The following is a 10,430-nucleotide window of genomic DNA, read 5'->3' on the forward strand; positions in this document are numbered from 1 at the left end:
GACCCTGCCGTCGCAGGCCGTCGAGCCGCCCTCCGCCCTCGTGCAGCCCGCCGAGAGCCGGCAGCTGCGGGTGTGTCCCGGCCCCCTGCTCGAACTCGCCGGCGACAGCGCCGACGCGACCTCGACCTCCTCGGTCGGCACGGCGGCGGTGGCCATCGCGGCCGATCCCGCCGACGCGGTGGTCGACCAGTCGCCGGTCGAGGCGCCCGACAACACCGCGGCCGACGTCGACGGCGGCCCCGTCGCGATCTCCGCCGAGCCGGGAACGGTCGCCGGCGGGATGCTCGCGGGCGCGCAGGCGCAGCGGGCGTCGGCGGAATCGCTGTCGGGCCTCGCCGCCGCGGCGTGCGCCGAGCCGGCCGCCGAGTCGTGGCTCGTCGCCGGCGCGACCGACGTCGGGCGCTCCGGACTGGTCCTGCTGGCCAATCCCGGCCAGGTCGCCTCGACCGTGGACGTGCGCGTCATCGGTGAGACCGGCGCCGTCGAGGCCCCGGGGGCCCTCGGGATCGTCGTCGCCCCGGGCACGCAACGCGTCGTCTCGTTGGCCGGGCTCGCCCCGAACGTCCGCTCGACGGTCGTCCACGTCACGAGCGCCGGCTCGCCGATCGCCGCGTCGCTGCAGCACTCGGTGGTCATCGGCCTGGATGCGGCGGGCGTCGAGCTCTCCACCCCGACCGCCCTGCCGGCCGAGCGCCAGGTCATCCCGGGGTTCACCGTCGTGGACGCCCGCGGCGTCGACCCCCAGGAGGACCACGCGGAGGGCGACGAGTATCCGGCGGTCCGGCTCTACGCCCCCGGGGGCGGCGAGGTCGCCGCGGTCGTCCGGGTGCTCGACGCGACCGGCAGCGAGGTCGGACTGGTCGACGTGTCACTCGTCGACGGCCAGGTGAGCGACGTCCCGCTCGGCACGCTCGCCGCCGGGCGGTACACCGTCGTGGTGGAGGCCGACGCCCCCGTCGTCGCCGCAGCCCGATCGACCGTCCAGCGCGCCGGGAACGCGCCGGTGATGGCCGACCTCGCGTGGCATGCGGCCACCGGCCCGCTGCTCGAGCGCGCCGCGGTCGCCGTGCCGCAGGCGCCCTCGCCGGTGCTCCACCTCGCCAACCCGGGAGCGGAGCCCGTCACCGCGACCGTCATCGCCGGGGCCTCCGAGCGCGAGCTCACCCTCGAGGGCGGCACGGCGAGCTCGCTCGAGGTCCAGCCGGGGGAGCGCGTCGTCCTCGAGGACGTGCAGGGACTGCACGCGAGCCTGACGTTCGGCGAGCCCGAGGCGATCGCGGCGATGCCGGTCACCCCGCCGGGACCGCTCGACGCGCCGGTGCGGGTCTACCCGCAGTGACGGCCGGCGACCGTCACAGGTGGCGGTAGCGTCCGGGTGCCAGCTCCCACGGGTCCCGGCCGAGGAAGTCGGCGACGGCGCGGAAGACGCAGCTCTCGATGAGGAGCTTCTCGTCCTTCTCCTCGCCCTCCTGCGTGCGCAGGAACCGGACGATGGGCAGCCGGAAGAAGACGATGCGACGCTCGTCGTGGAGGACCTTCCAGCGATCGACGTGATCGTCGTGGATGGCCTCGGCCGGCGCGTCGGCCACCTGGAAGACCACGCCCTCGAGATCGGGCCAGAGCCCCCGGAGGTAGGCCGCCGTGGAGGCGACCGTCACGTCGAACTCCTCGATGCGCGTGCGGAGGGGCTCGAGGTGCGGTCCGGTGACCGGCGAGCGCATGCCGCGCCCGTGCCGATCGCGCGAGCGGCGCCGCGCCGAGGATGCCGGGGCGACACGGCGGGATCGGGGCATGAATCCACTCTAGCGGCGCGCCGGTCGCTACGCTGGGGTGGCCATGAGACGTTGTTCGCGCACCGCATGCGCCGCCGAGGCGGTCGCGACGCTCACGTACGACTACGCCGATTCGATGGCCGTCCTGGGTCCGCTCGCCTTCACGCGCGAGCCCCATTCGTATGATCTGTGCGCCCGCCACGCCGAGCGCACGTCGGCCCCGCGCGGATGGCAGATCATTCGGCACGTGACCCTCGGTGAGGTAGGGTTCACCGCATGAATCCCCCCGTTTCCTCGGGCGCTCGAGCGCGCCTCGACGCCAGCGTGAAGGCCTACGACGTGCGGGGGATCGTGGGCGAGGCGTTGACCGACGACGTGGTGGAGGCCCTCGGCGCGGCCTTCGCCGACGAGGTCGGTGCGGCCGGCGGGCGCATCGTCGTAGGACACGACATGCGCGACTCGTCCCCGGGCTTCGCCGCGGCCTTCTCCCGCGGGGCGACGGCTCGCGGGGCCGACGTCGTGGCGATCGGACTGTGCTCGACCGACGAGACCTACTTCGCCTCCGGCTCGCTCGACGCGCCCGCGGCGATGTTCACGGCCAGCCACAACCCGGCCGCGTACAACGGCATCAAGTTCTCGCGCGCCGGCGCGCAGGGCATCTCGCTCGAGACGGGCCTCGCGGCCATCCGCGACCGCGCGGGCGACTACCTCGACGCCGGCGGCGTGCCGCCCGTGGCGTCGCCCGGCACGGTGCGCGAGCTCGACGTGCTCGCGGACTACGCCGCGCACCTCCGCTCGCTCGTCGACCTCGCCGGCGTCCGACCGCTGAAGGTCGTGGTGGATGCCGGCAACGGCATGGGCGGGCTGACCGTCCCGGCCGTGCTCGGCGACGCGGCCGGACTGCCGGCGCTGCCGCTCGAGATGGTGCCCCTCTACTTCGAGCTCGACGGCACGTTCCCCAACCACGAGGCGAACCCCCTCGACCCGGCGAACCTCGTCGACCTGCAGCGTGCCGTCGTCGAGCACGGCGCCGACCTCGGCCTCGCGTTCGACGGCGACGCCGACCGCTGCTTCGTCGTCGACGAGCGCGGCGAGGCGGTCGACCCCTCGGCGGTCGCGGCGATCGTCGCGCTGCGGGAGATCGCCCGCGTGCGAGCCCTCGGCGAGGAGCAGCCCACGGTGATCCACAACCTGATCACCTCGCGGTTCGTCCCCGAGGCGGTCGAGGCGGCCGGCGGCATCGCCGTGCGCACGCGGGTCGGCCACTCGCTCATCAAGGACCGCATGGCCGAGACGGGGGCGGTCTTCGGCGGCGAGCACTCGGCCCACTACTACTTCCGCGACTTCTGGAGCGCCGACAACGGCATGCTCGCCGCCATGCACCTGCTCGCGGAGTTCGGCGGCCAGCAGGCGCCCCTGTCGGAGCTCGCCGCGCGGTTCACCCCGTACGCGCTCTCGGGCGAGATCAACTCGACGGTGGAGGACGTCCCGGCCGCGTACGCGCGCATCGTCGAGGCCTTCACCGGTCGCGCCGACTTCGACGAGCTCGACGGGCTCACGGTCACGGGCATCACCGCCGAGGACGCCCCGTTCTGGTGGTTCAACGTGCGGCCGTCCAACACCGAGCCGCTGCTCCGGCTGAACGTCGAGGGCGAGGATGCGGCGACCATGGCCGCGGTCCGCGACGAGGTGCTGGGCCTCATCCGGGCCTGACGTCCTCGCGGGGCGGCGCGCCTGCGAGAATGGAGCCCATGACGTTCGCCACCTCCACTGCGACATCCGCCCTGCCCTTCAAGGTCGCCGACCTCTCGCTCGCCGAGTCGGGCCGGCACCAGCTGCGCCTGGCCGAGAACGAGATGCCCGGCCTCATGGCGCTGCGCGAGGAGTTCGCCGCGTCCCAGCCGCTCGCCGGAGCCCGGATCGCGGGCAGCCTGCACATGACGGTGCAGACGGCGGTGCTCATCGAGACGCTCACGGCGCTCGGCGCGCAGGTGCGCTGGGCGAGCTGCAACATCTTCTCGACGCAGGACGAGGCGGCCGCGGCGGTCGTCGTCGGCCCGGAGGGGACGGTCGACGACCCGAAGGGCGTGCCGGTCTTCGCCTGGAAGGGCGAGACGCTCGAGGAGTACTGGTGGTGCACCGACCGCATCTTCGACTGGTCGGCCGAGGCGGAGGCGGCGGGCGCCGACTGGATCGGGCCGAACCTGATCCTCGACGACGGCGGCGACGCCACGCTCCTCGTGCACCGCGGCCGCGAGTTCGAGGCGGCCGGCTCGGTGCCCGAGGCGACGGATGACGCGAGCGCGGAGTACCGCGTCGTGCTCGACACGCTGCGGCGGTCGCTCGAGGTCAGCCCCGACCGGTGGACCCGGGTCGCCGACGAGATCCGCGGCGTGACGGAGGAGACCACCACGGGCGTGCACCGCCTGTACGAGCTGCACGCCGCGGGCGAGCTCCGATTCCCGGCGATCAACGTCAACGACTCGGTGACGAAGTCGAAGTTCGACAACAAGTACGGCATCCGCCACTCGCTGCCCGACGGGCTGAACCGCGCGACCGACGTGCTGATCGGCGGCAAGGTCGCTTTCGTGGCGGGCTACGGCGACGTCGGCAAGGGCGCCGCCGAGGCGCTCCGCGGCCAAGGCGCGCGCGTGATCGTCTCCGAGATCGATCCCATCAACGCGCTGCAGGCCGCGATGGACGGCTACCAGGTCGCGCGGCTCGAGTCCGTCATCGACCAGGTCGACCTCCTCGTGACGGGAACGGGCAACAAGGACGTGGTCCGCCTCGAGCACCTGCTCGCGCTGAAGCACCTCGCGATCGTGGCGAACGTGGGCCACTTCGACAATGAGATCGACATGGCCGCGCTCGAGTCGCTCGAGGGGGCCGAGAAGGTCGAGATCAAGCCGCAGGTCCATGAGTGGCGCCTGCCCAACGGCCGCAGCGTGCTCGTCCTCTCCGAGGGCCGCCTGATGAACCTGGGCAACGCCACCGGCCACCCGTCGTTCGTCATGTCGAACTCGTTCGCCAACCAGGTGCTCGCGCAGATCGAGCTGTGGACCCGGCCGGACGAGTACCCGATCGGCGTGTACGTGCTCCCCAAGCACCTCGACGAGAAGGTGGCGCGCCTCCACCTCGACGCGCTCGGGGTCGAGCTCACGGTGCTCACGCCCGAGCAGGCGGCCTACATCGGCGTGCCCGTCGGCGGACCGTACAAGGTGGACCACTACCGGTACTGATCCGGTCGGCGAACGGATGCCGCGGGTGCACGTCGCGCCCGCGGCATCCGTCTGCCTGCGCCGGTCGCCGGGTCAGCGCTCCGGGAACCCGACCGGGCGCGACTCGAGCACCGGTTCGAGCGCGTCGAGACGTCGTCGTTCGAGCGCGAGGGCGGTGAGGTCGCGCTCGCGGCGGAGGGCGGCGACCGCTGCGAGGAAGAGCTCGGGATCGGCGGCGGGCACGGGCGACACGTACGGGGCGACCTCGGCGGCGAGCGACTGCGCGAGGCGCTGCCGACTGCCCGGGGCCAGGTGGACGGCGTTGCGGAAGAACGCGGCGACGCGACGCGCCACCGGATCGGGGAGCCGGCCCACGTCGGCGGTGGCGGCCCAGCCCGCGAGGGGAGCCGGCACCCCGAACGCGAGCGGCTCGTAGCGCGGCACGCGCTCGACCTGGCCGTGCGTGCCGGCGAGGATGTCGCCGAGGCGCTTCGAGTCGGGGTTGAGGAACCCGACGAGCACCGCGAGACCGCCGAAGGTGAGCCAGATCTCGAGCACGCCCACCAGTGCGCGGATGAGCGCGTGCCGGAAGCCGATCGCGCCGCCGTCGTCGCGCACCACGCGGATGCCGAGGGCGAGCTTGCCGAGCGAGCGTCCGCGGGTGGCGGTCTCCACGGTGGTGGGCAGCACGACGAGGAGGGTGACGATCACCGCGATGCCGACCGCGCGGGCGGCGGCCTCGTCGAGGTCGAGGTTCACGATGGCGAGCAGCGCCGCGAGGCCGAGGACGACCGTGACGACCACGTCGATCAGCGCACCTCCGGCGCGCATCACCGCGCTCGCCGGCCGGACGTCGAGCGCGACGGCCTCCCCGGTGAGCACCGCCTCGTCGTCGACGCGCACCGCCGACCGGGCCGGGGCGGTCGGGTCGGGCATGGCTAGTATTCAAGCAGATGGACCTCGACGCGCTCGCCTCAGCCCGCCACGACGACTGGCAGCGGCTCGACGCGCTCTCCCGATCCGCCCGGCTCGACGGCGAGGACGCCGACGAGCTCATCGAGCGGTACCAGGCCGCCGCATCCGACCTCTCGCTCGTGCAGGCCACCGCCGGGTCCACGGCGCTCGGCGACCGGCTGTCGATCTCGCTCGCGCGGGCGCGGCTGCGCTTCACCGGGGCACCCGAGAACCCGCTCCGGCAGCTCTCCCGGTTCGCCTTGGTGCAGCTGCCCGCGGCCCTGTACCGGGTCCGCTGGCTGACGCTCGGCGTGGCCGTCGGCACGGTGCTCGTCGCCGCGCTGTACGCGCTCTGGGCCCTGTCCGACCCGCGGGTGATGGCGAACCTCGGCACCGAGGAGGAGCTGCGGCAGATCGCCGAGGAGGGGTTCGTCGCCTACTACTCCGAGAACCCGGCGGCGTCGTTCGCGGGGGCCGTCTGGACGAACAACGCCTGGATCGCGGCGCAGTGCGTCGCCTTCGGGATCACGGGCGTGTGGGTGCCGTGGGTGATCCTGCAGAACGCGCAGAACCTCGGCGTGACGGCCGCGATCATGTTCGCGTACGACGAGGCCGACACGTTCTTCCTCTACATCGCGCCGCACGGCCTCCTCGAGCTCACCTGCGTGTTCGTCGCGGCCGCGGCGGGCCTGCGCATCTTCTGGGCGTGGGTGGCGCCGGGTGCACGCACCCGCGGTCAGGCGCTCGCCGAGGACGCGCGGTCGCTGTTCACGATCGCCGTGGGGCTCGTGTTCTTCCTCCTCGTCGCCGGACTCGTCGAGGGGTTCGTGACGCCCGCGCCGTGGCCGTGGCCCGTGAAGATCGGCATCGGTGCGCTCGCACTGGCCTGGCTGCTCGTCTGGATGCTCGTGCTCGGCCGTCGTGCGGCCCGCGCGGGGGAGACCGGCGACCTCACGACGTTCGACGCGGGCGCCCGGCGGGCTGTCGCCGGCTGATCGCTCGGCCCGCGTTCAGAGCTGCCCGGCGGCCTTGAGCGCGAGGTAGTGGTCGGCGAGCGCCGGGGGCAGGTCGTGCGGCGCCGCGCTGACGCTCGACGCGCCGAGGCGTCCGACCGCCGCGGCGACGCGCTCCGCGTCGAGACGGGACCGCTCGGCCGCCGCCGCGGCGTACACGTCCGAGAGTTCGTCCCGTCGGCCGACCGCGCGTGCGAGCGCCGGATCGACGACCGAGGCGACGACGACCCGATGCCGGGCCGTGAGCTGGGGGAGGGTGCCGAGCAGCCCGCGAGCGCTGCCGGGGGAGTCGGCGGCGGTGAGGAGCACGACGAGCGCGCGGCGGCTCGTCACGCGGCGCACCTGCGCGGGCAGGCCCGCCCAGTCCGCCTCTACGAGCTCGGCGTCGATCCCGGCCATCGTGTCGACCATGCGCGCGAGCAGTTCGGGCCCGGCGGCGCCGTGGACGCGGCCGCGGAGCCGACGGTCCCAGGCGAGGAAGTCGACGCGGTCGCCCGCGTGGCTCGCAAGCGCGGCGAGCAGCAGCGACGCCTCGAAGGCCGTGTCGAGCCGGGGTTCGTCGCCGATCCGGGCCGCGGCCGTGCGCGAGGTGTCGGCGACGATCACGATCCGCCGGTCGCGCTCGGGCCGCCACGTGCGCACCATGAGCCGCATCGAGCCGGGCTGCTCGGGGTCGGATCGCCGGGCGGTCGCGCGCCAGTCGATCGAGCGCACGTCGTCGCCGCGTACGTACTCCCTGAGCGAATCGAACTCCGTGCCCTGCCCGCGGATGAGCAGCGGCGTGCGACCGTCGAGCTCGCGCAGGCGCGTGAGGCGCGACGGCAGGTGGGCGCGCGAGTGGAAGGGCGGCAGCACGCGCAGCCGGCCGGGGGCGGCGAGCGTCGCCTGTCGTGCCCAGAGGCGCATGGGGCCGTAGGAGCGGATGGTGACCGCCTCCGTGCGGCGATCGCCGCGCCGGGTCGGGGTGAGCCGCTGGGCTATCCGGCGACCCTCGCGCGGCGGCACGTCGACGTTCGCCCGGTTCCGCCCGGACACGCCCGCGGACGGCGGCCAGCCGTCGCGCACGGTGGCGCGCAGCATCCGCTCGCCGAGGTTGCGCACCACCACGACGGACTCGACGGTCTCGCCGAGCCGCACCCGATCGGGCAGGTCGCGTGCGACGGCGACCCGCCGCGGCGACGCCGCCAGCGAGAGGTCGACCACCCCCAGGCCGATCGCGAGCACGAGCCACCCGCCGAGCGCCGCCCACGCCGCCCCGGCGTCGGCGCCGAGCAGGACGACGGGCACGACGCCGAGGGCGACGAGGAACGTGAAACGGCCGGTGACGGACATGGCTTAGAGCGGCACCTGCACCTGCTGCACGATGCCGCGCAGCACCTGGTCGACCGCCACGCCCTCGAGTTCGGCCTCGGGGCGCAGCTGCACCCGGTGCCGCCACACGGGCAGGAGCATGGCCTGCACGTGATCGGGTGTGACCTTCTCGAATCCGGTGAGCCAGGCCCACGCCTTCGCAGCGGCGAGCAGGCCCGTCGCGGCGCGCGGGCTCACGCCGAGCCGCATCGACGGGCTCCGTCGCGTCGCGCGCGCGAGGTCGACCACGTACCCGAGCACGTCGTCGCCGACGCCCACGCGACCGGCGGCGGTCCGGGCCGCGGCGAGCTCGGCGGCGCCGACCACGGGCTCGACGCCGGCGGCCGCGAGGTCGTGCGGGTCGAAGCCGTCGGCGTGGCGACGCAGCACCGACACCTCGGCATCGCGCTCGGGCACCTCGAGCACGAGCTTCATCAGGAACCGGTCGAGCTGGGCTTCGGGGAGCGCGTACGTGCCCTCGTACTCGATCGGGTTCTGGGTCGCGGCGACGAGGAACGGCGAGGGCAGCGGCCGGGTCACGCCGTCGACCGACACCTGCCGTTCCTCCATGGCCTCGAGCAGCGCCGACTGGGTCTTCGGCGGCGTGCGGTTGATCTCGTCGGCGAGCAGCAGGTTCGTGAAGACGGGGCCCTCGCGGAACGCGAACTCGCCCGAGCGGGGGTCGTACGCGAGCGACCCGGTGATGTCGCCCGGCATCAGGTCGGGCGTGAACTGCACGCGCCGCGTCTCGAGGTGCAGCGTGCGGCTCAGCGTGCGCACGAGCAGGGTCTTCGCGACGCCGGGGACGCCCTCGAGCAGCACGTGCCCGTCGGCGAGGAGCGCGATGATGAGGCCGGTGACGGCGCCGTCCTGGCCGACGACGGCCTTGCCGACCTCGGTGCGGACGCGGTCGAGCGCGGCGCGCAGCGCGGCGTCGTCGCGGGTCGCGTCGTGCGGCGTCGCCTCGTCGTGGAGCGGGTCGGTCATGGTCGCCTTCCTGTCGGTGCGGATGCGTCGGGGGAGTCGGGTCGGAGCGCCGCGCGCACGCGTCGCTCGAGGTCGTCGAGATCGCGCGCGAGCGCGACGAGGTCGCGGTCGCCGCCGGGCAGCTCGTCGACGAGCAGGCGTCGAACGGATGCCGCGTCGCGGCCGATCGCGGCGGCGGCCGCCGTGACGACGACGTCGACGTGCGCGGACCTCGGCAGGCGCAGCAGGTCCTGCAGGCGCCGGACGGTGCCGATCCGCAGCTGGTCGAGGGCCCGGACCCGGGCGGACGAGCGCGCGTACAGCCGGGCGCGGCCCTCGCCCGTCTCGCCGGCGGGCACGTGCACGGGGAGATCCTCGACGACGAGCGGACCGAAGCGCCGTCCGCGCTGGATCCCCGCGGAGACGACCACGAGGGCGGCCAGGACGAGGACGGGGCTGACCCAGCCCGGGATGAGCTCCTGCAGGGTGGGCGCGGCCGCGACGTCGGCATCCGCCGGCCCCGGCAGGTACCATGCCAGCTCGTCGGTCGTGCCGAGGAGCCCGATCGCGAGCGCGGCGTTGCCGGCCTCGCCGACGGTCTCGTTGAGGAACGGCGCGGTCGATCCGACGAGCGCGACCTCGGCTCCGCCCGGCGCGGGGCCGGTGACGACGGCGAACGCCTCGTCGTCGGCGAAGCAGCCGGCGAATCCGGATGCCGCGGCCTCGTCGTCGACCGTGAGGAGCCCCTGCCCTGCCGACAGCCCGCCCGCGCGCTCGGCGGCCGGGAGCTCGCAGCCGACGTCGTCGAGCGCCCCGCCGGCGGCACCCGCGAGTCGCACCCCCGGCGCGAGCACCTCGAGGGCGGCGAAGTCGGGCCGCGCGACGACCAGGCGATCGGCGGCACGCGCGAGATCGGAGAGGCCGTCGCGGCCGAGCAGTCCCTGCTCGTCGTGGAGGAGGACGGTCGCGCCGCCGCGCGCCGCACGCTCGGCCTGCTCGAGCGAACGGACCTCGACGACCTCCACGCCGCGCGCGGCGAGCACCTGGGCGAGCGCGCGGGCGCCTCCGGGCGCGGCGTTCTCGGCGCTCATGGGCGTCCCCGCGGGGCGCGCGACGCCCTGGACGAACGCGAGCACGAGCGCGCCGAGCAGGACGGC

At 74.5% G+C, this 10,430-nt stretch carries 10 protein-coding genes; 5 read left to right on the forward strand and 5 right to left on the reverse strand.

Going from position 1 to position 10,430, the window contains the following annotated elements; genetic code table 11:
• Nucleotides 1-1,339, forward strand: a 1,339-nt coding sequence (locus tag AVP42_RS16620; RefSeq protein WP_067946742.1) for a DUF5719 family protein, incomplete at its 5' end; no start/stop codon positions are given.
• A gap of 13 nt (nt 1,340-1,352) precedes the next feature.
• Here AVP42_RS16620 and AVP42_RS05010 read toward each other — a convergent pair.
• A complete protein-coding gene (locus tag AVP42_RS05010) occupies nt 1,353-1,793 on the reverse strand; it encodes a hypothetical protein (RefSeq protein WP_067946744.1) in 441 nt (146 codons plus the stop codon).
• Nucleotides 1,794-1,836: 43 nt separating this feature from the next.
• Between AVP42_RS05010 and AVP42_RS05015 the strand changes: the two genes are divergently transcribed.
• From AVP42_RS05015 to ahcY, 3 genes are read left to right on the forward strand one after another with little or no spacing between them, the layout of a single operon-like run.
• Complete coding sequence (locus AVP42_RS05015) at nt 1,837-2,052, forward strand: DUF3499 family protein (protein WP_067946745.1); 216 nt, start codon at nt 1,837-1,839, stop codon at nt 2,050-2,052.
• Nucleotides 2,049-3,485 (forward strand): phosphomannomutase/phosphoglucomutase, encoded by a 1,437-nt coding sequence (locus AVP42_RS05020; protein WP_067946747.1) that lies wholly within the window; start codon nt 2,049-2,051, stop codon nt 3,483-3,485. The genes AVP42_RS05015 and AVP42_RS05020 overlap by 4 nt, the downstream gene beginning before the upstream one ends.
• A gap of 38 nt (nt 3,486-3,523) precedes the next feature.
• On the forward strand, nt 3,524-5,011 hold the full coding sequence (ahcY, locus tag AVP42_RS05025; RefSeq protein ID WP_067946749.1) for an adenosylhomocysteinase: 1,488 nt from the start codon (nt 3,524-3,526) through the stop codon (nt 5,009-5,011).
• 72 nt (nt 5,012-5,083) lie between these two features.
• Here the strand turns inward: ahcY and AVP42_RS05030 are convergent, their stop codons facing one another.
• Nucleotides 5,084-5,926, reverse strand: a complete 843-nt coding sequence (locus AVP42_RS05030) for an RDD family protein (RefSeq protein ID WP_067946751.1) — start codon at nt 5,924-5,926, stop codon at nt 5,084-5,086.
• 17 nt (nt 5,927-5,943) lie between these two features.
• Here AVP42_RS05030 and AVP42_RS05035 point away from each other — a divergent pair, with 17 nt between their 5' ends.
• A complete protein-coding gene (locus AVP42_RS05035) occupies nt 5,944-6,939 on the forward strand; it encodes a stage II sporulation protein M (protein ID WP_067946753.1) in 996 nt (331 codons plus the stop codon).
• Between the two features lie 15 nt (nt 6,940-6,954).
• Here AVP42_RS05035 and AVP42_RS05040 read toward each other — a convergent pair whose 3' ends face one another.
• The 3 genes from AVP42_RS05040 to AVP42_RS05050 form a co-directional block, all read right to left on the reverse strand.
• Nucleotides 6,955-8,289, reverse strand: a complete 1,335-nt coding sequence (locus AVP42_RS05040) for a DUF58 domain-containing protein (RefSeq protein WP_067946755.1) — start codon at nt 8,287-8,289, stop codon at nt 6,955-6,957.
• Between the two features lie 3 nt (nt 8,290-8,292).
• Complete coding sequence (locus tag AVP42_RS05045; RefSeq protein WP_067946757.1) at nt 8,293-9,294, reverse strand: MoxR family ATPase; 1,002 nt, start codon at nt 9,292-9,294, stop codon at nt 8,293-8,295.
• A partial coding sequence (locus AVP42_RS05050; protein ID WP_067946759.1) for a DUF4350 domain-containing protein occupies nt 9,291-10,430 on the reverse strand: 1,140 nt, incomplete at its 5' end. The genes AVP42_RS05050 and AVP42_RS05045, both read right to left, overlap by 4 nt.

Origin of the sequence: Agromyces sp. NDB4Y10 (genome assembly GCF_001620055.1) — a bacterium.
Classification (GTDB): domain Bacteria; phylum Actinomycetota; class Actinomycetes; order Actinomycetales; family Microbacteriaceae; genus Agromyces; species Agromyces indicus.

What these genes read in the sequence shown, in the direction of transcription:
- AVP42_RS05010 (WP_067946744.1), bottom strand. Translation starts at nt 1,793, where the DNA reads ATGCCCCGATCCCGCCGTGTCGCCCCGGCATCCTCGGCGCGGCGCCGC.
- AVP42_RS05015 (WP_067946745.1), top strand. Translation starts at nt 1,837, where the DNA reads ATGAGACGTTGTTCGCGCACCGCATGCGCCGCCGAGGCGGTCGCGACG.
- AVP42_RS05020 (WP_067946747.1), top strand. Translation starts at nt 2,049, where the DNA reads ATGAATCCCCCCGTTTCCTCGGGCGCTCGAGCGCGCCTCGACGCCAGC.
- ahcY (WP_067946749.1), top strand. Translation starts at nt 3,524, where the DNA reads ATGACGTTCGCCACCTCCACTGCGACATCCGCCCTGCCCTTCAAGGTC.
- AVP42_RS05030 (WP_067946751.1), bottom strand. Translation starts at nt 5,926, where the DNA reads ATGCCCGACCCGACCGCCCCGGCCCGGTCGGCGGTGCGCGTCGACGAC.
- AVP42_RS05035 (WP_067946753.1), top strand. Translation starts at nt 5,944, where the DNA reads ATGGACCTCGACGCGCTCGCCTCAGCCCGCCACGACGACTGGCAGCGG.
- AVP42_RS05040 (WP_067946755.1), bottom strand. Translation starts at nt 8,289, where the DNA reads ATGTCCGTCACCGGCCGTTTCACGTTCCTCGTCGCCCTCGGCGTCGTG.
- AVP42_RS05045 (WP_067946757.1), bottom strand. Translation starts at nt 9,294, where the DNA reads ATGACCGACCCGCTCCACGACGAGGCGACGCCGCACGACGCGACCCGC.